This is a genomic window from Anaerocaecibacter muris, assembly GCF_943192945.1.
In the GTDB taxonomy this organism is placed as follows: Bacteria; Bacillota; Clostridia; order Christensenellales; family Pumilibacteraceae; genus Anaerocaecibacter; species Anaerocaecibacter muris.
Map to the genome: position 1 here is coordinate 1 of NZ_CALPCE010000011.1, position 26,654 is coordinate 26,654.

The following is a 26,654-nucleotide window of genomic DNA, read 5'->3' on the forward strand; positions in this document are numbered from 1 at the left end:
AGCGGTTAGCGAACTATCGCCGAATTTCATTCCTTTTTCTTGATATTATGTTTTCTTTTACTGTTTTTCCTCTTCTTTTTCGTTCCATGGGCTCATCGAATCTTCCTTACCCGCTCCCAAACAAAAAACACCGCTTCGGGTGTTTCTTGTTTGGCAGGGGTAGAAAGATTCGAACTTTCGGAATGACGGAGTCAGAGTCCGTTGCCTTACCGCTTGGCGATACCCCTTGAGGTTTGCGGGTGTATTTAATTGTTTGTTCGCCGCAAAGACTCGCGCGCCGGACAGAGTACTGCCCTGTTGCTTACAATGGCAGGGGTAGCAAGATTCGAACTTGCGAATGCGAAAGTCAAAGTCTCGTGCCTTACCGCTTGGCGATACCCCTACACTGCCGTCGTGCTTGCGTGCAACACGCCGTAACGACGGCTATTTGTTATGGGGTGAGTAAAGGGATTCGAACCCTTGGCCTCCAGGGCCACAACCTGGCGCTCTAACCAACTGAGCTATACCCACCATATGGCACGCCCGGGGGGATTCGAACCCTCGACAAACGCCTTAGAAGGGCGCTACTCTATCCAGCTGAGCTACGGGCGCACTTCTGGAGCAGGTGATGGGAATCGAACCCACGTGGTCGGCTTGGAAGGCCGAAACTCTACCATTGAGCTACACCTGCGCGTGCGTATCAAGAATATCATATTTATATGAATTTGTCAACAATTTTAATCGGATTATTTAAAACCCGACGTTTTATTTTTACTTACGGCAAACTATTTATGTCTTAATTTATTACCGCCAAGCCCTCGCCGCTTTACACAACGCCCATTTTGCACATAAAATTGTTGCCGTCGCCCGCGACTAACGCATAAGTTCCGTTACACAGCGCGCCGGGGTTGATAAAATGTATTCCGTTAGCGACCATATCGAAATAAGCGTGCGTGTGCCCGAAAAACACGAGATGACAATTTTTTTGTTGCGCCAACAACATCAAATTCGTCATACCCTGCCTAACGCCTTGTCTATGCCCGTGCGTAACGAGCGCACGAGTATTGCCGAACACCGTCGTTACAAGCTCCGTAATATTCGATCCTATGTCGTTATTACCGCGAACGCACAGTATAGGCACGGTAAACCTTCCGCGCTCGCGCATTATATCGTCAACTCCGTCGCCGCAAAATATCAGATAATCCGCCGCGTTGATAACGGGAACAAGGCGTTCCAACCTATGTAAATCGTGGTGAATGTCCGAAATTACAACCAACTTATATAAGAATTTATCACTGCCGGTATTAGTAAACATTAGTAAAATTCCTCTATAACAATTATGCTATACAACTCCGTAAGTTTACGTCTGTATTTAAATATCGTCGCGCAATTTTTCCGCAAGCTCGGCAAGCGCGCGCGCCCTGTGACTCACGCCGTTTTTTTCCGTTTCGCTCGCCTCGCCGAACGTCTTGCCCAAATCGTCGCTCATGAACAACGGATCGTAACCGAACCCGCCCTCGCCGTGAGCTTCCATTGCTATGCGCCCGAACGTTCTGCCCGTAGCGGCTATTGATTTAATGCCGTCGTAATACACGATACAACTTTCAAAATACGCCGTTCTGTTAGCAACGCCGTCGAGAGCGCGCAACAACTTTTGATTGTTGTCCGCGTCCGTGCCGCCGCTGTACCGAGCCGAAAACACCCCCGGCGCGCCGTCGAGCGCGTCCACGCACAGCCCGCTGTCGTCGGCGATTGTGGGGAGCTTGCAAACTTCGTATAACGCCTTGGCTTTTATCAGCGCATTTTCGTAAAACGTGTTACCCGTTTCGTCAACGTCGAAATTTAAGTTCAAATCTTTGGGCGACAAAACTTTGAAATTTTTTAATATCGCGCGAAACTCCGCGAGCTTGCCTTTATTCCCGCTTGCCAAAACAATTTGTTTCATACCTAAATTATACTCCGTTTTACTTTAAACATCAACAGTTTTAATGGTAATTTTATATTTTTTTAATGTGCTAAATCACGCAAAAAGAGCGCGTTATGCGCCCTTTAATAATTTTGGTGCGAGCGACAGGACTTGAACCTGCACGCCTTGCGACAATAGATCCTAAGTCTATCGCGTCTGCCATTCCGCCACGCTCGCGCACCTTAAAAGTGTATCACACCTCGAGAAATTTTGCAAGCGATTTCGTTCTCAAAACGCGCCTACCACTATTTCTATTGCAACGCCGATAAACACCAGCCCGCCGAGCATTGCGGCGTACTTGGAAAATTTTGTTCCGCACTTTTTGCCGACGACGAACCCTACCGAATAAAACGCGGTTATCACTGTAAAAATTATCGCCGCGCACAACGCGACATCGCCCGCCGTATAATTTGGCACGGTCAATCCTACCGCAAAAGCGTCGAACGACGCGACTACGCTTTGCACAAAAAACTCCGCCGTCCGTCGCACGGGTTTTATCGCTTCGTCGCCGCGCCGAACTTTTAGTCCCTCCAACAACATGTTTGCGCCGAGCGTCGCCAGCACGCCCACTGCTATCCATGTTAAAAACCGTTCTATGTGCGCGATATATTTTGCCGCCGCAAACACAAACGCATACCCCGCCGCGAGCGCCGCAACATGGCACGCCGCGAACAGCGAGGCAAAGCACAAAGCCCGTAAAACGCGCATATTTGCGTTATTAAGCCCGTTGGCGAGCGCCACCATAAAAGACTCGAACGCAAGCCCCAGTCCGAAAAGAAAGCTGTTTATAAGTACGGTAACGCTCATTTCTCCTCGCTTTGTCGCATAGTTTTTCCGTCGATTATATGTAAGTGGTGATAATGATTTCTACCGCTATCGCTATAAAGACCGCGCCGCCGACAACCGACGCGACTTTTTCAAACCGCATGCCGAACTTTTTTCCGACAAAAAAACCGACAAGATATACGACGAAAGTCGTCGCGGCGATAATAGCCGAACAAGCCAACGCCGCATAAACTGCGTACTCCTCTATCGTGAACCCCACCGTCAACGCGTCCACGGACGTCGCCGCGCACTGCGCGATAAGCGCGCCCACACCTGCTTTTATGCAATGGTCTTCCGCGTTTTTGTTGCGCGCATCTATAAGCATTTTTATGCCGAGCGCCGCGAGCACGGCGACCGCCGCCCACGCGAAACAAATTTCTATCCACGAAAACCGAACGAACGCCGCATGCGCTATCGCCCAGCCGAGCATGGGCGCGCCAAACTGAAATGTCGAAAACGTCGCCGCTACGCCCAAAACTTTTGCGCGGCTCATGCGCGGAAAATGCAAACCGTTTGCGAGCGCGACCAAAAACGCGTCCACCGCAAGCCCGATACCGAAGAGTATGCTATTAAGAAAGAACAGCGAGTTTACTTGCATATACGTTTTTCCAAAGCGTGAACGTTGCGCATATTGCATGCGCCGTCATATTCGGTATATGCGCGCGGGCGGCGACGCGCCACTGCGTCGAATTTCAGACAAACAAAAACGGGCGCGCCGTTCACGCACCCGTCGGTTCTTTTTGTATTCGATTACTTCGTCAACCCGTTATGTCGACAAACTGTTGCGCTACTCCATTTCAAACGCGCCCGTATAAAGCTGATAATACTGTCCTTTTTCTTCGAGCAATTTTTCGTGACTGCCGCGCTCTATTATCCTGCCGTGATCGAGCACGATAATAACGTCCGAATTCTTTATGGTTGACAGTCTGTGCGCTATTACAAACACCGTTCTGCCCTGCATAAGCGCGTCCATGCCGCGCGACACTATGGCTTCCGTGCGCGTATCAATGGACGAAGTCGCCTCGTCGAGAATCATGACGGGCGGATCGGCGACCGCCGCGCGCGCGATAGACACAAGCTGACGTTGACCCTGCGACAGGTTTGCGCCGTTGCCCGAAAGCAAAGTATTGTAGCCTTCCGGCAAACGCGTGATAAAATCGTCCGCGCCGGCGAGTTTAGCCGCGGCTATACATTCCTCGTCGGTCGCGTCGAGCTTGCCGTAACGGATATTGTCCATAACCGTGCCCGTGAACAGGTTGGTGTCCTGCAAAACAATGCCGAGCGATCGGCGCAAGTCCGCCTTTTTAATCTTATTGATGTTTATTCCGTCGTAACGTATTTTGCCGTCGGCTATATCGTAAAATCTGTTTAAAAGATTTGTTATTGTGGTTTTGCCCGCACCCGTCGCGCCGACAAACGCCACCTTTTGCCCGTGGTCGGCGTAAATAGAAACGTCGTGAAGCACGCGTTTACCCTCTTCGTACTCGAAATCGACCTCATTCAAAACAACGTTGCCTTGAAGTTTGGTATACGTAACCGTGCCGTCGCCGTGCGGATGTTTCCACGCCCAAAGGTTGGTGCGTTCCTCGCACTCGGTAAGCACGCCGTCTACCTCTTTGGCGTTTACAAGAGTGACATAGCCCTCGTCAACCTCCGGTTTTTGGTCGATAAGGTCGAACACGCGCCGCGCGCCCGCAACGCCCATAACGACGGAGTTAATCTGGTTGGACACCTGATTGATATTGTTGCAAAACTGTCGCGTCATTTGCAGGAACGCGACGACAAGCGCAATGCCGAACGTCGAAACATACGCGCCGACGAGCACGCCGACAGACATATTGGACACGTCTTTAAGAATAAATACGCCGCCTACTGTCGCAACGATAACATACAAGACATGCCCGATATTGCCGAGTATGGGCATTAACATATTGGCGTAACGGTTGGCGCGGTTAGACTGGTCGTACAAGTGTTCGTTGACCTTATCGAAATCGGCTTTAGATTCCGACTCGTGACAGAAAACCTTGACAACCTTCTGCCCGTTCATCATTTCCTCGATAAACCCTTCGGTCTTGCCCATTGCGCGTTGCTGACCCAAAAAGTATTTGCCCGCTCCGCCGCCGACCGTTTTTGTAACGAAGAATATCGCAATAACGCCCGCAAGCACTATTAGCGTAAGCCAAAAGCTGTACCACAGCATTATAAAGAACAGCGTAAGCACCATTATCGCCGAAGCCAAAAGATTGGGCAACGACTCGGACACCATTTGCCGCAAAGCGTCGATATCGTTGGTGTAGTAGCTCATAATATCGCCGTGACTGTTGGTGTCGAAATACTTTATAGGCAAATTTTGCATGCCGTTAAACATTTGCCCGCGCAGTTTTTTAAGAAAGCCTTGCGTAATTATAGCCATAAACTGCTTGTTGACCGCGCCCGAAATAAGCGCAAGCACATACAAACCTATAAGCAACAGCATGTCGCGCACTATCTCGTCGCCGCAATACTCCCAACCCTTGCCGAGCTTTAAAGTATCGGTGACGATCGAAAAAATACGCTCCATAAATATGGACGGCAAAGAACTGACGACGGCGTTGAACACTATGCAAATAAGCGCGACGGTCATCATTTTGGGATAGCACTTAAACAACGCTTTGAGCGTGCGACCGAGCACGCCCTTTTGCATTTTTTTACGGGGCATGTTTTTATTTTTCATCGTCGCACCCCTTTTTGTTTTGAGTATTAAACACTTCGGTATAAATAGCGTTTTTACCGAGCAGTTCTTTATGCGTTCCGACGGCGTCGATTTTGCCGCCGTCCATGACGATAATGCGATCCGCATCCTCTACCGACGAAGTGCGTTGCGCGATAATTATCTTTGTCGTTTGCGGAATATACTCGCGGAACGCCTTGCGTATAAGCGCGTCCGTGCGCGTATCCACCGCGCTCGTCGAGTCGTCGAGAATAAGGATTTTGGGCTTTTTGAGCAATGCCCGAGCGATACACAACCGCTGTTTTTGCCCGCCCGAAACGTTTGTGCCGCCCTGCTCTATGTGCGTGTCGTAACCGTCGGGGAAACTGCGGATAAAGTCGTCCGCCTGCGCGAGTTTGCACGCTTCGACAAGCTGTTCGTCTGTCGCGTTTGGATCGCCCCAGCGCAAGTTCTCCTTAATGCTGCCCGAAAACAGCTCGTTCTTTTGCAGAACGACGGCGACTTGATTGCGCAAAGCGGTTAGGTCGTATTGCTTAACGTTCACGCCGCCGACCTTTATTTCGCCCTCCGTCGCGTCGTACAAGCGCGAAATCAGGTTGACAAGCGACGTTTTGCTCGAACCCGTGCCGCCGATAATGCCGACTGTTTCGCCCGAACGTATGTGCAAATCGACCGTGTCGAGCGCGTTGCGTTCGGCGGTAGCCGAATACTTAAAACTCACGCCGTCAAAATCTACCGAGCCGTCCGCAACGTCGGTCACGGCATTCTCCGGACTTTTGATCGTGCTCTCCTCTTCCAAAATTTCGCAGATACGGCGCGCGCTTTCCACGGACATGACAATCATGACAAACACCATGGAGAGCATCATAAGCGACATGAGGATCTGCATGCCGTAAACTATAAGTTGCGACACCTCGTTGACGTTGACCGCCGCGCCGCTCGTCGTCAAAATAACGTAAGAACCGAGAAACAGCACCGTGGACAAAACCGCATAAAAGAAAAACTGCATTATGGGATTGCTCCACGCGATAATGCGCTCGGCTTTGGTAAAGTCTACCTGCAATTCGGTCGAGGCGCGATCGAACTTGGATTTTTCGTAATCCTCGCGCACGAACGACTTGACGACTCGCATGCCGCGCACGTTCTCTTGAATAGACTCGTTCAGCTTGTCGTACTTTTTGAACACGCGGTGGAACAGCGGCATTGCCTTTTTCATTATCAAAAGCAACAACAACGTGAGCAGCGGAATTACGCTGACGAATATCCAACCGAGATTGCCGCCCATTACAAACGTCATGACAAGCGAAAACACAAGCATCAACGGGCAACGCACCGCAATGCGAATAATCATCATGTATGAAAACTGTACGTTTGTAACGTCGGTCGTCATGCGCGTTACGAGCGACGGCGTGGAAAATTTATCGATATTCTCGAACGAAAAATCCTGTATTTTGTAATACATGTCTTTACGCAGATTTTTCGCAAACCCCGCCGACGCCTTTGCGCAGAACGCGCCCGACAGCGCGCCGCACACAAGCGAAGCGAACGACATAGCTATAAGTATGCCGCCGAACAATAATATATCGTTGAGCTCGATTAAATGCGGTTCTTTAACGTTTATCACGCCGAGAAGTTTCGCCACGACAAACGGAATAAGACATTCGAGTATAACCTCCAACGACACAAATAAAGGCGTTAATATAGACGCCGCCTTATATTCTCTGATACTCTTTGACAACACTTTAATCATTTTAATCTACACTTATCCTAAATCTTGTCAATATTGCAATAGTTTAACATTGAAAAATTTTTTTGTCAACAAATTTGCGCGGTTAAGCGGTGATATTTAAGTGTAAAACAAACAAAAACATTAAACGCGCCGCAAAAAGCATTAAACTTTTTACGGCGCGCGTCGGCTGTATGCAACCGATAAATTATGTTAAAGCAGTATGCAAATTATGCCGCCCCTGCCCTCGTTGATAATGCGCGAGAGCGTTTTTCGCATTTTCTTTTGCGTTTCCTCGGGCATGGACGATAACTTGCTGTTAAGATTTTCATTGACAAGACTGTCGAGCGATTTGCCGAACATGTTGGTTTGCCAAATGCCCTTGGGGTTTTGCTCGAACTCGGACAGCAAATAGTGCACCAAATCCTCGCTTTGCTGTTCCGTGCCGACGACGGGGCAAACCTCCGTTTCTATATCGACGCGCATAATATGCAAGCTGGGCGCGGAGGCTTTAAGTTTAACGCCGAACCTCGAACCTTGCTTGAATATCTGCGGTTCTTGCAACGTCATTTCGTCCATGGTCGGAGTGACCACGCCGTAACCCGTTTCCGCGACTTCGTTAAGCGCTTTGCTCAACTTGTCAAACGAATTTTTGGCTTTTACAAGCTCGCCGAGCGACGCCATAAGATCGAACTCGTCGTTTATGTCCACGCCGCACTGTTCTTTGAGCGCGCGATAGAACAAGCCTTCCTTTTCCTTGACGGCGTACACCGCTCTGCCCTTGTCAAGCTCGACGCTTTTAAGATCGATACCGTCAAAGAACTCGCTTTCGCCCAACTCCTCGCCCGCGGCGCAGTCGCGCATTTTCGCTTTGGCGGCGGCTATGGCAACGGACTTTTCCACAAGTTCGGTAACAATCGGGTTGGTTCGGTCGAGCGCGCGTATCCAGTTGGCGGTTTCGATATAAATATCGCGCAACGGGAATTCGTACAACACCGTTTCAAACAGCTTGACGATATCCGCCTTGGTAAGGCTCGCAACGTTGAGCGCGATAACCGCATTGCCGTACTTTTCGGTCAGAGCCTTTGCGAGTTTTTTGGTTTCCTGCGAATTGGGCACCGACGAATTGAGCACTATTATAAACGGTTTACCCAGCTCTTTAAGCTCGGCGACCGTGCGTTCCTCCGCCGCAACGTAAGCGTCGCGCGGCAACTCTGTCTTTATAGACCCGTCGCTGGTCATGACCACGCCGATAGTCGAGTGATCGGCAATGACCTTGCGCGTACCTATTTCCGCGGCGCGCTCGAACGGTATAGGCGCGTCGTTCCACGGCGTTTTGACCATGCGCGCGCCGTCGCCGTCCTTATGCCCCGTCGCGCCGTCCACCATATATCCGACGCAGTCCACAAGCCGAACGGAGATTTTGGCGGTATCGTTGAGCGCGACGGTTACCGCTTCGGCGGGAACGAACTTGGGCTGCGTGGTCATTACGGCTTTGCCCTCCGCACTCTGCGGCAGCTCGTCGCGCATGCGTTCCAGCTCGTAACCGCTCGCCGACGGAATAACAAACGTATTCATAAAGTTTGTTATAAACGTCGATTTGCCCGAACGGACGGGACCCACGACGCCGATATAAATATCGCCGCCCGTCCGCTCCGTGATGTCGTTATAAACGTCGTACTCTTCCATAATACCTCCGTGGCTCGGTTGTGTTACTACATATATGCCGCAGTATAACCGAATATTCCGATAACCTTGAATACGCTTTAATATATGTAAGCGAATTGCGCAATAGACCGACCGCACAAACTTTTTACAAAAAACCGCGCGCAAAAAAGCCCCGCGCAAACATTGTTCGCACAGGGCTTAAAGATTTTTATAACATTATATTGTCGCGCGTTTACTCAACAACTTCCGGGTTTTTAACAATATCGGGAATTTCAATAACGGTGGTGCCGTAATCGGTAAACAAAATAGTTCCTTCCATATCGTTCTCCCTTAATGTAAGCGAATAGAGCTTGCCGCCTTTAAAAGAAGCGACTGTATTGTCGGAAATATGAACGTATGCGCCTAATTTACTGTCAAACTTAAAATTGTCGTATTCGGAGGCTAACAACGTAAGTCTGCTGATAATTGAACCGCAAATAGCCTCGTGCATATCTTGTTCCACTATACCGCTATCTATCCACTTACCGTCGGTTGCACTACTACGACTATACATGTGGTAAGCAGCTTCGCTTTCACGCACCGCGATCATTTCGCCTATTCCGCCGTTATCGTTCGGCACAGTCATATAATATCGCCCGCTTTCGACGTCCATATTAACGCGCATAGTCACATCTCCTGCGTCCATTAACATCGAGCAGTTATTGAAACTGCTTTCGTCAAACGCGTTCAACCACTGATCGCGAGTCATTGTTTTTTCGTTATCGCCCTCGTCGGGGGTTTCGGGGATTTCAACGTCGGGGATTTCAACGTCGGGGATTTCAACGTCGGGGATTTGAATAACGGTGGTGCCGTAAGCGGAGAAATTTACAGTCATAGTAGTGGCTATATGTATAGGCGACTGTTCTGCGCTATAAGCCGTTTCTATCGATTTCAAACGAGCTCCGTCAAACTTGATTGTTACGGAATCGTACGTTCCCTGATTGTTGTTCGCTTCCACCTTGTCGGCAGTATACGCTTTTTCGGCGGCGTTGTAGGTAAACGCAGAATAACTGAAATCGCCGACCAAGTCTATAACGCTTGCGGCAATATCTACCGGCAAATCGGAAGCAGGCGAACTATACTTCCAGTCTTTGCCTTCGTCTCGACTGAATTGGTGATAGTCGCCGTCAACATAAGCAACTATGAATTCCATCTTCATGTTTCCCGATTGGTCGGGTTTGCCTGCGTACATGGATTGATAAACCCTGTCGTTGGGAAGATCTATCTTAAACTGCGGGTCATAACCCTGCAACGCGGGCGAGGTCATATCTATTGTAACGTTTTGAAAAGCGTTTTGGGAAAAAGCGTTATTCCATTGCGATTCCGAAACTTTACCGTTAGCCGCTTCCCCGCCGCTTACGGTGGGCAGAGTGACGGACGTAGCGCCGTAATCGTAAATTTGAAATATCATGCTCGCGGTTGAGTCTTCGTCAAGAGACATATCCATTTGCGCGACGCTCAATTTACCGCCGACTATTTTAACGGTAAACGTATCGAAATCGTCGCTCGGGAAGTTGGGGATTTCGGTCGCCACGTATCCGTTTTTGGACGCGTCGTAAGAAAAACTGGTATAAGCGTCCGCAATCGCTTCGAGCGATCTTGTGTAACTGCTGATTTGCGGATACCACGTCGTCGCTTCCTTGCTCCACGTCTTGGTTTCGTCGTCATACGAATACTCGAACGACTCGGTTTCACCGATCGAATAATACGCTTTTTCAACAACCTTTACAGGTTTGCCGCCCTCTTCCTCGGAATTATACCACTGGGTTTCCTCGTATACTTTGTTGCCGTCGAACTTGACTATACCGTAATCCTCGGTAGCAACGCCGCCAACGGTAACGCGTTCGATATTCTTTAACGAAACATTAGTCACTTGCGAAAAGTCGAACGCGGCTTCCCATTGCGCTTGCGTAACCTTATCCGACTTTATGCTGTCGGGATTCGGCGTGCCTTTTGGAGCGTCGTCGCCGCACGCGGCAAGAGAGAGAGCCATTGCGCACGACAATCCGAGCGCAACGATTTTGCTGTACTTTTTCATACTTCTTTCATCTCCTTTGATTTGTCGATAATTGGAGTATAACATACCCCCCCCCCCCCCTGTCAAGGGTATCGAGGGTGTATCGTTACATAATTTTTTGGTTTATAACATTATTTGCACAATATAAAATCGCATTTATGCACAGCCTAAACACAATACAATCTGTCGTTCTGTTTTTTATGCAAACAAAAAAGCACAAACCTTTATTTCGTGCTTTTTTACATAACTTAAAACTATATAATTTATATTAAACGTTTTTGTCTATACGTTTATCTATTATCGACGCCAAAAGGGTGGATAGCGGAACGTCTATTGCGTCAATTCCCGCGTCGCGCGCGGCGAGCGCGTTTTTAAGCTCCGAAGCGGCTTGCGAAATATCCCTGCCCGAAAACCCGACGGCGCGCCGCGCCGCGTCGTCAAGATCGAGCGCAGACAAGTCCGCGTCATCCAGCATTTTCAGCTTGGCGGCGAATAACTTTTTCCGCTCCGCTTCCGTAGGCAACGGAATATTTATCACATGCGAAAACCTGCTTAATACTGCGGGGTCGAGCGACTGCTTTATGTTTGTAGCGGCAATCAACACTATATTGTCCGCACCCGTCGAAAACCCGTCCATCTGCTTTATCAATGCGGGCACAGCTTCCGCCGCAGTCTTGTTTTCGCCGCCGCGCCTTTGCGCGAGGTAGTCTATTTCGTCCAAAAACAGCACGACGGGCTCGCCCTTTTGCTCGGCGAGCGCGCGCGCTTCGTCAAACAGCGCGTCGATATTTTTGCCCGTTTTGCCTATGTACGAATCGACGAGCGAATTGGCGTTTACTTCCGCAAAAGTCATGCCGAGCGAACAAGCCGCCGCCTTTGCAAACGTGGTCTTGCCTGTGCCCGCAGGACCTTCCAGCAATATAAACCCGCCCGCCTTTATGCCGTATTTTTCATACGCGCGCGGGTTTTTAAGCGGGTTGATAAGAAGTCCGTTTATAGCCGATTTCGCTTCGTCAAGCCCGACAATATCGTCGAAAGAAATACGTTCGTTGGGTTTTGCCGCAGTTAAAAACCTGCCCGTTTCCGTCGGGTTTTCGCCCGTCGCCGCCCGTTGCGCCGTCAAGTTATCCGCTATGTATTTAAGTTTTCGCGCACGCTCCGCGCGCTGTTCGGCAAGCGGCGGCTCGCTGTTTTCGGCAAGCCTTGCCATTATATCCGCGGCTTGATAAAAATATCGGCGAGCCGTCGAAACGTCGCCCTTTGCGTTTGCCGCGACCGCCTTGTCGTATGCTTCGCGGAATATGTCGAGTTCAAACCCGTTATCGGACATCACACGTTCCCGCCCAGTTTGTTGGCTTTTATCTTGCGCTCGAGCTCGGCGAGTTCGTCGTCCAGTCCGCCCGCACCGCGCAGTTCGCCGTCTATCATGCGGTCTATTTCGTCCTCGCAAACGCCGTCCGCGCTCTGCGCAAACGCGGCAAACCCCGCTTCGGTCGCCTGTAAAAATTCGTCCGATTCCGCCTGTTTCATTTGCGTGGAAATCATGGCTTTGTTCATTTGCTTGGACACTTTTTCAAAGTTAAGCCCGCCCGCGGTTTCGGTTATGGATCCCGACAACAACTTCATGCCGTCCGCAAACGATTTGGTCATTTCGGACACGTCCTTGATTTGCGCGCTTATTTGCAAGTTTAACAGCATTTGCTCGACAACCGTCTTTTGCGCCGTTACTATGCGTATCGCATTTTTTGCAAGGTTGTACTGCGAGGCTATTCCGCACTCGCGCGCAGTGACCGCCGCGGCTATATACTTTTTGCGGCTGTTTTCAAGGTCGTTAAGCTGTTTCTTTATGGACGCAATCGCCTGATTGACAAGCATTTGCTCTTTTATGCGCTTTTTTTCCTTGCTCATACTTTTCTCCCGTCGGGCGCGTTGACGGGCTTTGCCAAAAGATCCGCCGCGTTCGCGCCGCTATCGACAGACTGCGCGCCGTCCGCATTTATTTCGCGCGTCAACCGCTCAATCTGTTCGTCCATAAGCAATTCCCTTTCGGACGTCTTACCGTCAACAAGCCTATCAATCTGTTCGTCGGTGAGCGCGGCGGGCGACGACGAGATAGCGGCGAACGCCGCGTCCGAATTTTGCAGGAATATATCCAGTCCCGCTTGCGCCTCCTCCATGCCCGTCAACGCTTTTTGTATTTCCTTTTGCAGTTTGACAAAGTCCGACTGCTTGTTTATCTTGCTTATGCGTTTGGAAATTACCGACATGCCCGTCAAAAAATCGGCGTTGGTTTCGCCCATCTTTTGCAGTTCCGCCGTTATTTCGATATTCAACAGCATTTCTTTGGCGCGTTTAATCTGCGACAGAGTTGCGTTCAGCCCGCTTTTGGCAAGACTGTACGACGCGCTTTCGCCGCGCGCTTTTGCCTGAACGGCTTTTTGCATGTACTCGCTTTTCATGCGTTCGAGCTTGGCAACCGTCTGTTCTATCTGCGCGATCGTGCGCCTAACCTTGCCGTTGCGCTCCGCACGTTTTTTAATATCGGTCATATCAACTCCCCGCGGACTATTCCGCTACCGTCACGCCGTCAAACACAATCGCTCTGTCCACGGGCGGCTTTTGCTTTTTGGACTTGAACAAAACTACCCTGCCCTCGTTGCCCGAAAACAGCTTGACCAAGTTTTTGCGGTGCGCGAAAAGACTGAAAAAATACATGACGAAAAGTATCGTCGCACAGTATATACCAAGCGGGTTTTGCGCCGCGGTCAAGCCCTCGACGGCGAGCGGCGCGCTTATCATTATAAACGACGTGAGCGAACCGACCTTTGTAATTATAAGGAACGCCACGCCGAACGCGAACGTTGCGAGCGTGTACAGCGGTTGCATTGTCAAGCACACGCCGATTATGGTCGCCGCGCCCTTGCCGCCGCGGAACTTCATGGTTACGGGATAAACGTGTCCTATAACCGCGCATATCCCGCCGACATACATGCCCATTCTGTCCGAGCCGAGGCGCAAAAACTGCCCGCCGCCCATAAACAACCAACCGAGCAAGCACGGGATTACGCCCTTTAATACGTCGAGCACAAGCGTAAGCACGCCCAAGAGTTTGCCGTAGGTGCGCAGCATGTTCATAGTTCCGGGATTGCCGCTACCGCACCGGCGTATGTCTTTCCCTTTTAATTTGCTTATAAGTATCGCGCTGTTAATATTGCCGAAAAAGTACGCGCCGACTGCGACCAGCGTTCCCGCAAGCGCTTGCATAGGCACAGAAATTGTCATTTTCGCAATACCTCCTTTTGTTAATTTAAATACCTCGCGGCGGGCGGGCGTATATTTTATTTACATCGCGCAACGCCGAGCGACGGTCTTTATCTTACCTCGCCGCATTTATCAGAGCGTTTAGTTTTCGCCCCTGCCGACGAATTTAAGCGTTATGGGCGTGCCCGAAAAGTCGAACGCGCGACGCAAGCAGTTTTCCAAATACCGCTCGTAAGAAAAATGTATCAGCTTTTCGTCGTTTACTTTAAACACGAACAGCGGCGGGCACACGTCGGGTTGCGACACGTAGTATATTTTGGCTTTGCGCCCTTTGCGCGCGGTCGGCTCCGTCGCCGCAACCGCTTGTCCTATAAGCTCGTTCAACAGCCCCGTCGCTATTCTGCGCGATGCGTTTTGATACGAAACGTTTGCCGCTTCCAAGATTTTTTCCACGCGCTGACCCGTCATTGCGGATACCGATACGCTTGTAAAATAACTCATAAACGCAAGATGTTCTTTAAGCTCGTCCGTTTTGAGTTTGAGCGTTTGCGTATCCTTTTCCACCGCGTCCCACTTATTGAGTACCACGACGGACGGCTTGCCCGATTCGTGAACAAGCCCCGCAATTTTTTCGTCCTGTTCCGTTACTTCCTGCGTTGCGTCTATTACTATAAGCACAACGTCCGCGCGCTTGATTGCCGCTATCGCACGCATGACGGAATACCGCTCTATCGATTTAGGCTCGACGTCGCGCTTCCTGCGCATGCCTGCCGTGTCTATCAGCGTGTAATCCACGCCGTTCACCGTTATGGGCGTGTCTATTGCGTCGCGCGTCGTGCCCGCTATGTCGGACACAATACTGCGCTCGTAACCCAAAAGTCTGTTTACAAGCGACGATTTGCCGACGTTGGGCTTGCCTACAAGCGCGATGGACAGCGGCTTTACTTCGTCCGTTTGTTCCGCCGCAGCAAACGACGCGCAAACCGCGTCGAGCATATCGCCCACTCCCGAACCGTGTTCCGCCGAAATAAGCATAGGCTCGCCCAGCCCCAAAGTATAAAAATCGTAAACGTTGTCGCGATTGGACGAATCGGCTTTATTTACAGCCAAAACGACGGGCTTACCGCTCCTGCGCAGTACGTCCGCAATTTCCGCGTCGCCCGACAGCACGCCTTGCTTTACGTCCGTCACGAATATCACGACCGATGCAAGCTCCACCGCGTCGAGAGCCTGACGCTTTACGGACGCCGAAATATCGTCGGTCTTATCGTCGATACCGCCCGTATCTATCAGCGTAAATTCCTTGCCGCACCACTCGCAGTCGGCGTACAGCCTGTCGCGCGTGACCCCCGGCATGTCGTCCACAATGGCGACGCGCCGTCCGCTTATTCTGTTTATAAGTGTGGACTTGCCGACGTTCGGCCGCCCTACTATGGCAACGGTAGGTTTCATTGACAACTTTTCCGCAATCGCTCTAATTTAGTCGCGCCTGTGTGCGCCGCTATGATTGCGGATATAATTATACCATAAATATAAAAAGTTGTAAACCGTTATCGACAATTTTAAGCAAATTCTAACCTTGACGGGCAGACCTGTTTTTATATCACTCGTCGAAATATTTTTTATATTCGTCCGCGTCAAACTCCTCTGCCGTTTCCGCTTCCGCGGCGGCGTTGCGCGCGCGTGTATTCATTGTGCGCTTGATAGCGGATATTGCTTCGAACAGCACGACAGAAAACACTGCGGCGAGTATAACCGCGTCAAAGGTCGCCGCAGTGCCGAAGCGCATGGGCGTGCCATACACGTAAAGGTTTACCGCCGACGACGCTATTTCGCCGAGCGGCATGCCCAAAAACACCGCGGACAGCGCGGCGAGCTTTGTTTTGCCGACAAGAAAGGACACCGCGCCGCAAAGAAATCCTATTATTATAACGGTGACTACGTCGTTGGTTATAGGCTCAATTAACAGCCATATAGCGATAAACAGCGCGGTTACTACCGTCGTCGTAACCAACGCGCGCCGCGCCTCGTGCGTGCGCGCCGCAAGAAAAAAGAACACCGCCGCAAACACAAGCGGCGCGATAAATCCCGCGACGTTAAACGACACCGCGCCTATCGAGAACGACGGGATAAACGCGCAACCTATAAGCACGCCCACCATAATAAACGCCAGCCAGTACGCCACGCCGAAGCTCTTAAACACTCGCTCCGCCACGCCGAAAAACAGCAATACGGCTACCAAGCCCAACAATACAAGTCCTATAATCATATACCCGATTGTTGACTATATCGCCGATTATTATACCGCCTTATACCGTCGCTTAATATTTTCCGCACGCAAAAAGCGCGTGAATTACACGCGCTTTAAGTTGCTATATATCTGATAGTTACAGGACGCTCTGCCAGCTCGAAAGACGTCTGTTGCCGCTGCTGTCGTTGCCCTTGACATATTCTATAAAGTCAAAGTCGCGCCACTTCGCGCTGTTAAGGTTGTACACCTTGACGCTCTCTATTTTAATATCAGGCGCGGGCGGTCGCCACAGATAGCCCGACGTAATAGCGGGATTGAGGGTTGGATTGGACGACGCTATCTTTTTAAGATTGTTCACGGTATTAGCGTTAAGCGCGTGTCCGACCATTGTGGGGTTAAGCTCGTAAGTCTTATGACTGCCGTTGCTTTCGAGGCTGTCTATAAGGTTGGTCGCCTGTTGCATGTAGGAAAACTGGAATTCCGTCGCCGTGTCCGAGTACAAAAACGCGAGCACGCCTTCTTGCTCCAAAATTCTATCCTTTGTGCCCTCGCTGTCCGCGCGCAGTCTGTAACGGAATTTATCGGTTATTTTTCTGTTGTCGCCCGTAAACTGACTGTTGGCAAGAGCTTTAAAACCGCGGCAATACGCTTCGCTGTCGCGGCGGTGATGAGTTCTGCCGTAATCGCCTTGCGAGTTTGTCGCGGGCTGGGCTTCGTACCCGCCGAACCGCAACCAACCGTTTTGCGCATCGTAAAACACGGTGTTATCGAAAAATCCGTTAGTAGCGAGGAATATAAAATTAGTCGCCGCCGTGTCGTACTTGTCCTCTTCTATTACGAATTCCAACTTCATGCCGTTGGACAGGTTGAACCGCGCGATTACCGATTTATACCCGCGATACGGATTTACGATATACATGATTACGGGCGCGATTAACGCGACCAGTATCAACAGTATTGCGAGCGCGCAAACCGCGCCGACCGCAATCGCCGTCGTGCGCGCCTGCTTTTGCGACTGAACCATGGCGCGTTCCGCCGACTCGCGCGTGACGGGCGCGGGGTTCTTTACCACAGCGGCTTGCGATTTTCGCGCCGCCTTATTTTCCGCCGCCATGCGCTTTGCTTTGCGCTCCTTGGCGGTCAATGAATAATTGCGTTTCTGTTTCAAGATGACCTGCTATTTTTTATTGTTTAAATTCAAGCGTTCCTCGCGCTCGCGCCTTATGCGCTCCGCGCGATCGTTTACAACTTTGCCGGCATTGTCGGAATTGCGCCGCGGCACGCGCCTGTCGTGAACAGCCCGTTCCGTCGCCGCCCGGCGTTCGGGCGGACGGCGATCGCCGTCGCTCGCGCGCGGCGGAATTCCATCGCGATTAGTATTTGCGTTTTCGTTACGCTTTAACGGCTCGAAATCCGATTGCGCTTCCGTCGCGCTGTCAAACCCGCGCAAAAACTCGTCAAACTCGCTGTCGCTCATAACCGAATTTTCTATCGGATCCGCAGCAACGCCGTCGGTCGAGTTTACAACGGGCGTTTCCGACTGTACGGGTTGCTCTTCCTGTTCTGTCGGCGCGCCGAAGTCGTCTACAAAAAAGTCGTCGGCGTTTTGCGCGCCCGCGCCAGTAAAGTAATCTTTATCGGACTTTCTCGAATCCGACCGCGAATAAATGGATTCTATCGCCTGTTCGCGTATCGCTTTGGATTCGTTTATTTCCTGCGTCGTAAGTATGCGCTCTGTTTCGACTATATTCGTTCCGTCCAGTTCGTGCGCGGTTTGCGCGTTTGCGCTTTCCGCTTGCGGCGCGGTGGCGATAACGGGTTCGATAAACGGCTCGACCGAATCGCTTGCCTGTAATACGGGTTCGAGCGTCGGCACGGCGGTCGTGCTCTCACTGCTTTTTCTGTTTTGCGTTATGGGCGATATGGGCACCTCTTTAACGTCCGCGACGGGAGTTTGCGGCTCGTCAAAGTCGTGCATCGCCGCGTTCATATCCACAACGTCCTCGTCCGCAAGCGTGTCTATCGGCGATCCGACAGCTTCCGCCGCGACGGGTTGCGCGGTAAGTTCTTGGCGTTGCGCTTGCTCGCTTGTCGCCGCGTAATTCGGTTGCGGCGGCGCGCTCTGCGGCGTAATGGGCTGAACGGCTATTTGATAGACGTTTCTGTCGCCCTGCAAATTGCGCTTGTAGTAAGTCGCTTTTATCAGATTGGTATACGGGATAATAAACACAAAGCCCAGTCCCAAGGTTATCAAGCCCAAAAGATACCAGCCAACAAGCGACATGCACAGCGCAAAATACGCGCCCGTCTTGCCGCTCATAACCTTGTTGGATGCGGACAGCGCGGTTGACGCTTTCATTTTGGGATTGGCTATCAAAAGATAGTTAGCCATGGACGTGCGAATAATGTAAATGACACCCGGAACGATTAGACACAAAGTCAACAAAAACGCCAAAAGCGTGCGTTTAAGGCTTATAAGCAAAATTTTTGTCACGCCGCTTCGCGCGAGCGTATCGCCCAACCGTCTTATATTGTACGGTTTGCACCTGTACGTTGCAAGGTAAAAATCGCACATGGCAAAGTTGACCATGCCGCTCCCCACTATGGCTAACAGACCGAGCAACGCGCCGTAACATATCATGACGATCGCCGCGGGCGTGACCGCGCCGAGGCTTACGCACGACATGACGACAAGCGCGATAAGCGTGATAAACACCGTGAATTCCACAAGGTATATCACTATTGCTTGATGTATATTCAAAGCGAGTTTTTTGCGCGCTTCTTCTTTTATGTCCTTAACCGTCATTGCAATATATTTTACAGCATTTGACGAAGTTTGTCAATACATTTGCGGGGATATTCGCGGCGCGCATGTTCCTAAAAGGCGCGTTTATCTTTTGCCGCCGCGCAAAAAATCGAGGTCGAAGCCGTTGCCTGTTTTGAACGTCTTTCCGTTAAGATATTCGAGTCCGTCTTTAAGCCCCGAAAAACACAGCTCGACCGCCGCAAGCATTTGACTGTCGGGCGCGCCGTCGATTGCCGCGCCGCCCTTTACTCCGTACTTGTGTTCGCCCACTATCGGGCAACCGATAAAGCACAGGTGCGCGCGGATTTGGTGCGTTCTGCCCGTATGCGGATATACGCGCAACAACGCGGCGTTGCCCATGCGCTCCGCCACCGTATATTCGGTGATCATTGTTTTATAGCCGCTCTTGGGTTGAGCCGACACAACCGCCAAGTTTTGACCGTGCAACAACCGCATGTACGCGGTCACGGTTTCGCCGTCGTTTGCGGGCGCGGGGCTTACAACCGCTTCATAAATCTTTTTTACGCGCCGATCTCTGAACGCCGCTTCGAGCTGGGCGAGCGCGGCTTGCGTTTTGGCAAATACAATAAGCCCCGTCGTGTTGGTGTCCAGTCTGTGCACGGCAAACAGCGGCGCGCCGTATGCTTGCGGAATCGCGTCGTAAGTCATGCGTTTGGGCTTATCAAACACTATAATATTGTCATCCTCGTAAACTGTGTTCGCGTTTAAGCCGTTCTTTTGCACCTCGTCGGGCACAAACACCTTTACCCTATCTCCGACCGACAGCGACGCGTTGGCTTTTATTCTGACCCCGTTGACGCGTACTTCGCCGCTTTTTACAAGCAAATCCGCTCTTGCGCGCGTAAGCCCCGCGACCGACGACGACAAAAACGCCGTCACGCGTTCGGGCTTGTCCGCTATCAATTCCAGCTTTTTTCCCATAGGTTTTTCTCTCCGATAATAGTTTACGCCGCGCGTTTTTTTATTCGTCCGCGCCTGAAAATCATTGCCGCCGCGCACGCGACTATTGTCGCCGCGACGCTCGACCACACCGCGATAAACGCCGTTATGTGCGCCGCGAACAGCACAGCCGATTGATAATAAACAAGCGAAACAAGGTACGCCGCGACCGTGTGCGTCGCAACCGATGCCGCCGCGCTCTTGCCGCCGTTCTCCTTTGCCAACGCCGACACAGTCGCAACGCAAGGCACATACAGGCAAACGAATATCATGAACGAAGTTGCCGCAGTCGGCGAACCGAAAACCTCGCCCATACCGCCCAACGACGCTATTACGGAAATGACCGTTTCTTTTGCGGCTATGCCCGAAATAAGCGCGGTAACGGCGCGCCAGTTTCCAAACCCGACAGGCGCAAACACGGGCGAAATTATGCGCGCAAAAGTGTTCATTATACTCGTTTCTCCGCCGCCCGTAAAACCTTGCGCGACCGAGAAATTGCAAAGCGCCCACATTATGACGCTTACGCCGAGCACCACCGATCCGACGCGCGAAGCAAACGACAGCACGTTGCGCCATACTACGCTCATAACGCGCTTTATCTGCGGCAAGCGGTAAGGCGGCATTTCCATGATAAACGCGTCGTCGGCGCTTTGTTTTCCGCGCGATTTTATTGCTACCGTTATTTTAAGTACGACCACCGCCGCCGCGAACCCTATCGCGTACATAGCCGCAACAACAAGTCCCGACATGCCGAAGTACGCCGCTATCGCCGTGAACACAGCAAGCCGCGCACTGCACGGACAGAACGGAGTGACAAACGCCGCGCGCCGCCGCGCGTCCTCGCCCGCTATTCCGCGCGTAGTGAGTACCGCCGTCGCCGAACAGCCCAGACCGAGTATTACAGAGAACGCCGCGCGCCCGCTCAAGCCTATTTTTTTAAAGAAGTCGTCGGTGACGAACGCCACTCGGCTCATATACCCGCTGTCCTGTAAAATAGCGGTCAGCAAATACAGTATGACCACTTGCGGCAAAAACGCGAGCACCGCGCCCACGCCGGCAATAACGCCGTCGCAAATCAGCGAAATCACCCACGGCGGCAAGTCTGCCGCGGCGACGGGTTGGGCAAGGCGCGCGGTAAGCCCTGCGAGCAGGTCGGACAGCGGTTTGCCCGCTTCTATGGTTATCACGAACACCACCGCCATAACCATAAAGAATATGGGCAACGCCGCTTTGCCCAGCAATATTTTATCCGCTTTACGCGTGCGCACGTTCGCGCCGCGCGGCTCGATTACGTCTTTCAATATTGCGTCGATATAGCGATAACGCAGTATTGCGGGGCGATCCGACGCGGCGTTAATCTCGCAGTCCGCGCAACCGCCGCACTTCGTATTGCCTTCGCACTTGCCGTCCAATCCTACTCGACGCATTACGTCGCAGTCGCGTTCCTCGATTTTTAAGGCGACAAAAACGGGATCCAGTCCCGCTTTTTCGGCAAGCGGTTTCAGTTCGTTCGCGCGCTTTATTACGTCCGACTCGGTCAAGTAGTTAGGTCGAGCGGGCGCGGACTGTGCGGCGGCTTGCGCCGCTTTGAGTATTGCGGTTTTGGGGTTTTCGCTTTTACTCGATGCTCCGACGACGGGAATACCCAGTCGTTCCGACAACAGGCTTAAATCGACTTTTCCGCGCGCTTCGTCCATCATATTCACGACGAGAGCCGCGCGCTTACCCGCCTCCGCTATTTGCGCGAGCATGTACAGGTTGCGGCGCAAATTGTTTACTTCCGCAACGTACACCACGACGTCGTAATCGCCGTACAGTATTTGTTCGCACGTGACGCGCTCTTCCGCGGTGCGCGCGGTCAGAGAGTACGCCCCCGGTAAGTCAGTAAGGCTATCGGTCTTGCCTATGCGCTTGGTAAGCACGTCCACCGTTACGCCGTGCCAGTTGCCGACGGGCGCGTCCGAGTGCGTGAGCCTGTTAAACAGCGTCGTTTTGCCGACGTTTGGATTGCCGCACAACGCTATTTTCATGCTCGGTTACTTTTGACCTCTATGCTGTTTGCAATCGTGGTTTGCACGACCGCGGAAAAATCGGATCCGAAATCGGCGAGCAACGAACTCTTTTTGCGCGCGCACACGGTTGCCGTTAAGCCGAGCAAGCCCATGTCCACAAGCCGTCTGTGCGTTTCGACGTCGCCGCCTATCGCCGCGACCGTATATTCGCCGTGCATTTCGCAATCCGATAAAGTCATATCACCTACTTAAACGCATTTATGAATTCTATAAACGACGTAACGTCGCGGAAATCGCGGTAGACCGATGCGAACCGCACATAAGCTATCTGGTCAAGTTCTTTCAACTGTTCCATTACAAGCTCGCCTATCTTTTTTGTGGAAATTTCCTGTTCCAGCGAATTGTATATGCGCTTTTCCACCGACGCGACAAGCGCGTCTATATCTCTCAAAGCGACGGGACGCTTTTCGCACGCTTTTATCAAACCGCTTTTTATTTTGAGCGGGTCGAACTGTTGGCGCGTTCCGTCCTGCTTTACCACAAGCACGGGCGTGGACTCGATTACTTCGTAGGTCGTGAACCGCTTGCCGCACTGCAAGCACTCGCGCCTGCGACGTATGCTGTTGCCTTCGTCCGTGGAACGCGAATCGACTACCTTGCTTTCCGCATTGCCGCAATAGATACACTTCATAATATGTTTTTCCTTTATGTATTATTCGATTTGCACGGGATTCCGCGTTTGCCTCGATACCGCATGTCCGATTTTCGGCGGCGACGGTTGTCCCGTTTGTCGGGTCGGATTATCCCACCCGTAAACTTATTATAACACAACGTTTTTGTTTTGTCCAGTTTTAAACGCCGTTGCATGCGTTTAAACCCCGACGAATTTATGTTTCGGCGGCGTAGTTCCAGCGGTTGGCGCAATCGAACAGCATACATTTTTCGCACTTACCGTCGCAACTGCGCCCGCTGTTCTTTTTTTGCGGCGGCGGGGGCGGCGGAGGCTGTATTGTTTCCGTTTTGCACGACGGCACGCAAGTAGGCGCGCCCGACGGCAGGTCGCGGATTTCGACGAGAATAACGTCCTCGCCTATTTTTTGCACGCATTGCCAAGGCACGAACAGGTCTTGCGATTTTGAAAACACGCCGCGCTTGCCGTAAGGCAGGATTATGCCTTTTATTTTGCCGCTGTCCGCGGAGAACACAAGGTCGATAATATGCCCCATGCGCCGCCCGTCACTACCGTTGATCACCTCGCGGCGCTTTAATTCGCAATACGTCATTTCGCTTTCCATAGCATTTGTATATGCGTTCGGCGCGAAAAGTGTCCGTAAAATTTTGGATATTGCATGCTTGATTCGACATAATCGCGCAATTTCTTCTCGAAACTGCGTTGCGGCGGCGAATATACGCGGCGGCAAATTGCCAAACTTAACATATACCGCGGCGTTCCGCGGCAATAAACAGCAAAAGAGGCGTTATGAAAACTCGGGTAGACATTTGCGGGCTGGACACTTCCACCCTGCCCAAACTGAAACACGAAGAAATGATGGAACTTATAGTCAAGGCGCAAAACGGCGACGAGGCGGCGCGCGAACTGTTTATCATGGCGAACCTTCGACTTGTGCTTTCCGTCACGCAACGGTTTGCCGCAAAAAAGCAGAGCGTGGACGATATTTTCCAAGTCGGTTGCATAGGGCTTATTAAAGCCATGGAAAACTTTAACGTTGCGTACAATCTGCGCTTTTCCACCTATGCCGTGCCTATGATTATCGGCGAGATCCGCAGGTTTTTGCGCGACTGCTCGCCGCTCCGCGTTTCGCGGTCGGTGCGCGACACAGCGTATCACGCTTTGCAGGCGCGACAACAGATAGAATACGAAACGGGCGACGCCGCGTCGCTCGAAGATATTGCCGCCGCACTCAATCTTCCCGTGTCCGACGTAGTTTATGCGCTCGACGGAATTTCCGATCCCGTGTCGCTGTACGAACCCGTTTACCATGACGGCGACGATACCGTGCTCGTGATGGATCAGCTTGCCGACGACGTGGACGAAAACAGGTTGAGCAAGATCGATATAGACGACGCAGTGGAAAACCTCGGCGAACGCGAGCGCAAAATCCTTATGATGAGGTTTTACGACGGCAAGACGCAGATGGAAGTAAGCAAAGAAATAGGCATTTCCCAAGCGCAGGTTTCACGGCTCGAAAAAACCGCAATCGCCGCTATTCACAATAAAGTCGCTAACTGATTTTGATTTTCCCCTACTTCTTTTGAAAAAGAAGTAGGCAAGAAAACTTTGCGCGTGTTATGTGTAGTTAATAATTATGTTTCCGCTTATTCTTAATAAAACAGGCAAGAAAACTTTGCGCGTGTTATGTGTAGTTAATACAGCGTTACAATTATGTTGCCGTTTATTCTTAATAAAACAGGCAAGAAAACTTTGCGTGTATTATGTGTAGTTAATACAGCGTTACAATTATGTTCCCGCTCATTCTTAATAAAACAGGCAAGAAAACTTAACGTGTGTTATGTGTAGTTAATACAGCGTTACAATTATGTTTCCGCTTATTCTTAATAAAACAGGCAAGAAAACTTTGCGTTATGCGACGTGCAAATAAAACGGAGTTATATTTCTATTATTTCAAAACATTTATTAAATGGCAAAAGGCTCGGGACATCGAGCCTTTTATTTTGTAAACCAACGCTTTAATAATTATGTTTGAAGGGCTTTGCTTATATCTTTTTTAAGACGGTAGATAATCTTTTTTTCAAGTCGCGAAATGTACGATTGCGAAATGCCGAGAATATCCGCGACTTCCTTTTGCGTTTTTTCGTTTGCGCCGCCCAGTCCGAACCGCATTTGCATGATAACGCGCTCGCGCTTATTCAGTCGTTCCAACGCCTCGTTAAGCAGTCTGCACTCCGCTTCGTTTTCCAGTTCCCTGCCGACGGTATCGGGGTCTGTGCCCAAGATGTCCGCCATAACAAGTTCGTTACCGTCCGCGTCCACGTTGAGCGGCTCGTCGAGCGACACTTCGGCGCGCAAGCGCACCACGCGGCGCAGGTGCATAAGTATTTCGTTTTCTATACAGCGCGACGCATACGTGGCGAGCTTTATATTCTTGTCCGCGTCAAACGAATTGACGGCTTTAATCAGTCCTACCGTGCCTATGGAAATCAAATCCTCGACGTCCACGCCCGTATTGTCGAACTTGCGCGCAATGTACACGACAAGCCGCAAATTGTGTTCTATAAGAACCGTTTTAACCGCGGGATCGGTTTTAAGCCGAGCGAGCGCGTCCGCTTCCTCTTGCGGTTCGAGCGGGTGCGGTAAGCCCTCGCCCGACGTTATGTATTCCAAGTCGCACTCGTCGGGAACAAGCGCGAACACGCGTTTAACGACTTCCAAAAGTTTCTTTAAAATCATACGCCCTCCGTCATAGCCGCGGGATTAAGCAGCATTTCGTGTTCTTTGTTAAACCTCTTACCCTGTCCGCAGACAAGCCCGACCATTGCATTTATTTTATGCCCGTGCCTGTCCGAATAGACCGTTATGTCCGTCGCTTCCACTATATAAATTTCGGCTGACCCTCCATGAGTGCGCGCGGTGATTTTCCGCAACGTCGGCAAGCGTTTTACAAACTCGACCGCCGCCGTGCCGTCGAGCTTTTGCGCAAAGCTGTCGGCGTCGGTTATTATAACGGGCAAGCCCGTGCGCCCGTCGAATACGCAGTTGCCCGTGTCGAGAAACGCCGAAAACTTCATGCACTTCCCGCCGAACGTTATTTCCGCGCCGTATTCGTAAGGCGCGCGCGCATGCGGCAACCTCATGCGCTTTATGCAATATCTTACGCAGATGTAAACAATACCGCCCACGCCGAGCGTGATGAACAACGGACACTTGCGCGTGAACTCGTCCGCCCTTGACGCGCTCGAAAACAATATAAGCCCGATTGCGTAAGTCGCACCGCCGAACGCGAACGTACAGCCCAAAAACATCAGCCCCGCAACGCCCGCGCGCGGCGTTTTGTAAAACATGATTACGCAAAGCACCGCCCATAGCGACAGTTTGATAAGCACAAGCACAAACGCGCCCGCGCGTATAAACGGATAGAACACCGCCACAGCCGTGCCGACCGTAGCCGCCGCGATTAGCCGCCAAACGTTGACTTTGTTTTTGCACAGTCGCGTCGCCGCCGCGCCCGCCAAGTATGTAAGCAAAAAATTATCGGCGATCACAAACTCGATATACATGTCTATATTTTAACAAACCGCGCCGCGCTTGTCTTTCCGTTTATGTCGAATAGCAACGGTCTTTTTACGGGTTTATCGGCTATTTTGTCAGAAAACTTCGGCAATGAAACTCCCCCGGCGAAGCCGGGGGTTTCTCATATGCGGGCAAAAGCCCTAAATTGTTACTAGCCGCGCCTA

Annotated in this window: 24 protein-coding genes and 6 tRNA genes; 1 reads left to right on the plus strand and 29 read right to left on the minus strand. The window is 51.3% G+C overall.

All coding sequences use genetic code 11. The features are described from left to right. Positions 1-151: 151 nt before the first annotated feature. From NFR57_RS08510 to NFR57_RS08640, 27 genes are all read right to left on the minus strand, one after another. A tRNA-Gln gene (locus NFR57_RS08510) sits at positions 152-227 on the minus strand. Between the two features lie 80 nt (positions 228-307). Further along, positions 308-382 (minus strand) — tRNA-Gln (locus NFR57_RS08515). Between the two features lie 51 nt (positions 383-433). Then, a tRNA-His gene (locus NFR57_RS08520) sits at positions 434-510 on the minus strand. 4 nt (positions 511-514) lie between these two features. Next, positions 515-591, minus strand: a tRNA-Arg gene (locus NFR57_RS08525). A gap of 5 nt (positions 592-596) precedes the next feature. Beyond that, positions 597-670: transfer RNA gene (locus NFR57_RS08530), tRNA-Gly, on the minus strand. 135 nt (positions 671-805) lie between these two features. Then, positions 806-1,294 (minus strand): YfcE family phosphodiesterase, encoded by a 489-nt coding sequence (locus tag NFR57_RS08535; RefSeq protein WP_251183419.1) that lies wholly within the window; start codon positions 1,292-1,294, stop codon positions 806-808. A gap of 57 nt (positions 1,295-1,351) precedes the next feature. Further along, positions 1,352-1,924 carry an RdgB/HAM1 family non-canonical purine NTP pyrophosphatase gene (gene rdgB, locus NFR57_RS08540; RefSeq protein WP_251183420.1) on the minus strand — a complete coding sequence of 191 codons (573 nt, stop codon included), beginning with the start codon at positions 1,922-1,924 and terminating at the stop codon, positions 1,352-1,354. Between the two features lie 114 nt (positions 1,925-2,038). Beyond that, a tRNA-Leu gene (locus tag NFR57_RS08545) sits at positions 2,039-2,122 on the minus strand. Between the two features lie 51 nt (positions 2,123-2,173). After that, positions 2,174-2,752, minus strand: coding sequence for a manganese efflux pump MntP (locus NFR57_RS08550; RefSeq protein ID WP_251183421.1), 579 nt, complete (start codon positions 2,750-2,752; stop codon positions 2,174-2,176). 34 nt (positions 2,753-2,786) lie between these two features. Further along, positions 2,787-3,368, minus strand: coding sequence for a manganese efflux pump MntP (locus tag NFR57_RS08555; protein ID WP_251183422.1), 582 nt, complete (start codon positions 3,366-3,368; stop codon positions 2,787-2,789). Between the two features lie 189 nt (positions 3,369-3,557). Then, positions 3,558-5,468: an ABC transporter ATP-binding protein gene (locus NFR57_RS08560; protein ID WP_420840787.1), complete on the minus strand. Its 1,911-nt coding sequence runs from the start codon at positions 5,466-5,468 to the stop codon at positions 3,558-3,560. A 4-nt stretch (positions 5,469-5,472) separates the two neighbouring features. Beyond that, a complete protein-coding gene (locus tag NFR57_RS08565) occupies positions 5,473-7,230 on the minus strand; it encodes an ABC transporter ATP-binding protein (protein ID WP_251183424.1) in 1,758 nt (585 codons plus the stop codon). A 189-nt stretch (positions 7,231-7,419) separates the two neighbouring features. Next, positions 7,420-8,895 carry a stage IV sporulation protein A gene (spoIVA, locus tag NFR57_RS08570; RefSeq protein WP_251183425.1) on the minus strand — a complete coding sequence of 492 codons (1,476 nt, stop codon included), beginning with the start codon at positions 8,893-8,895 and terminating at the stop codon, positions 7,420-7,422. Between the two features lie 211 nt (positions 8,896-9,106). Then, positions 9,107-10,951, minus strand: a complete 1,845-nt coding sequence (locus NFR57_RS08575) for a hypothetical protein (protein WP_251183426.1) — start codon at positions 10,949-10,951, stop codon at positions 9,107-9,109. A gap of 247 nt (positions 10,952-11,198) precedes the next feature. After that, the gene (locus tag NFR57_RS08580) at positions 11,199-12,260 is read right to left on the minus strand and encodes an ATP-binding protein (protein WP_251183442.1); all 1,062 of its coding nucleotides are present in this window, start codon (positions 12,258-12,260) and stop codon (positions 11,199-11,201) included. After that, positions 12,260-12,838: a hypothetical protein gene (locus NFR57_RS08585; protein WP_251183427.1), complete on the minus strand. Its 579-nt coding sequence runs from the start codon at positions 12,836-12,838 to the stop codon at positions 12,260-12,262. Before NFR57_RS08585 ends, NFR57_RS08580 begins: the two co-directional genes overlap by 1 nt. Further along, on the minus strand, positions 12,835-13,479 hold the full coding sequence (locus NFR57_RS08590; RefSeq protein WP_251183428.1) for a hypothetical protein: 645 nt from the start codon (positions 13,477-13,479) through the stop codon (positions 12,835-12,837). Before NFR57_RS08590 ends, NFR57_RS08585 begins: the two co-directional genes overlap by 4 nt. A 16-nt stretch (positions 13,480-13,495) precedes the next feature. After that, positions 13,496-14,212 carry a glycerol-3-phosphate acyltransferase gene (locus NFR57_RS08595; RefSeq protein WP_251183429.1) on the minus strand — a complete coding sequence of 239 codons (717 nt, stop codon included), beginning with the start codon at positions 14,210-14,212 and terminating at the stop codon, positions 13,496-13,498. 120 nt (positions 14,213-14,332) lie between these two features. Further along, a complete protein-coding gene (gene der, locus NFR57_RS08600; RefSeq protein WP_251183430.1) occupies positions 14,333-15,643 on the minus strand; it encodes a ribosome biogenesis GTPase Der in 1,311 nt (436 codons plus the stop codon). 151 nt (positions 15,644-15,794) lie between these two features. Continuing rightward, positions 15,795-16,460: a YphA family membrane protein gene (locus tag NFR57_RS08605; RefSeq protein ID WP_251183431.1), complete on the minus strand. Its 666-nt coding sequence runs from the start codon at positions 16,458-16,460 to the stop codon at positions 15,795-15,797. Positions 16,461-16,578: 118 nt separating this feature from the next. Then, positions 16,579-17,610, minus strand: a complete 1,032-nt coding sequence (locus NFR57_RS08610) for a peptidylprolyl isomerase (RefSeq protein ID WP_251183432.1) — start codon at positions 17,608-17,610, stop codon at positions 16,579-16,581. A 9-nt stretch (positions 17,611-17,619) separates the two neighbouring features. After that, complete coding sequence (locus NFR57_RS08615; RefSeq protein WP_251183433.1) at positions 17,620-19,248, minus strand: DUF975 family protein; 1,629 nt, start codon at positions 19,246-19,248, stop codon at positions 17,620-17,622. Positions 19,249-19,332: 84 nt separating this feature from the next. Continuing rightward, positions 19,333-20,190: an RluA family pseudouridine synthase gene (locus tag NFR57_RS08620; RefSeq protein ID WP_251183434.1), complete on the minus strand. Its 858-nt coding sequence runs from the start codon at positions 20,188-20,190 to the stop codon at positions 19,333-19,335. A 23-nt stretch (positions 20,191-20,213) separates the two neighbouring features. Beyond that, the gene (feoB, locus tag NFR57_RS08625) at positions 20,214-22,238 is read right to left on the minus strand and encodes a ferrous iron transport protein B (RefSeq protein ID WP_251183435.1); all 2,025 of its coding nucleotides are present in this window, start codon (positions 22,236-22,238) and stop codon (positions 20,214-20,216) included. Beyond that, positions 22,235-22,459: a FeoA domain-containing protein gene (locus NFR57_RS08630; RefSeq protein WP_251183436.1), complete on the minus strand. Its 225-nt coding sequence runs from the start codon at positions 22,457-22,459 to the stop codon at positions 22,235-22,237. The genes feoB and NFR57_RS08630 overlap by 4 nt, the downstream gene beginning before the upstream one ends. A 5-nt stretch (positions 22,460-22,464) precedes the next feature. Beyond that, on the minus strand, positions 22,465-22,911 hold the full coding sequence (gene nrdR / locus NFR57_RS08635) for a transcriptional regulator NrdR (RefSeq protein ID WP_251183437.1): 447 nt from the start codon (positions 22,909-22,911) through the stop codon (positions 22,465-22,467). A gap of 196 nt (positions 22,912-23,107) precedes the next feature. Then, a complete protein-coding gene (locus NFR57_RS08640; protein ID WP_251183438.1) occupies positions 23,108-23,515 on the minus strand; it encodes a YlmC/YmxH family sporulation protein in 408 nt (135 codons plus the stop codon). Between the two features lie 185 nt (positions 23,516-23,700). Here NFR57_RS08640 and NFR57_RS08645 point away from each other — a divergent pair, with 185 nt between their 5' ends. Further along, positions 23,701-24,471 carry a sigma-70 family RNA polymerase sigma factor gene (locus tag NFR57_RS08645; RefSeq protein WP_251183439.1) on the plus strand — a complete coding sequence of 257 codons (771 nt, stop codon included), beginning with the start codon at positions 23,701-23,703 and terminating at the stop codon, positions 24,469-24,471. A 465-nt stretch (positions 24,472-24,936) separates the two neighbouring features. Here the strand turns inward: NFR57_RS08645 and sigE are convergent, their stop codons facing one another. After that, positions 24,937-25,650 (minus strand): RNA polymerase sporulation sigma factor SigE, encoded by a 714-nt coding sequence (sigE, locus tag NFR57_RS08650; RefSeq protein WP_251183440.1) that lies wholly within the window; start codon positions 25,648-25,650, stop codon positions 24,937-24,939. Beyond that, positions 25,647-26,477, minus strand: coding sequence for a sigma-E processing peptidase SpoIIGA (locus NFR57_RS08655; RefSeq protein WP_251183441.1), 831 nt, complete (start codon positions 26,475-26,477; stop codon positions 25,647-25,649). Before NFR57_RS08655 ends, sigE begins: the two co-directional genes overlap by 4 nt. Between the last annotated feature and the right edge of the window lie 177 nt (positions 26,478-26,654).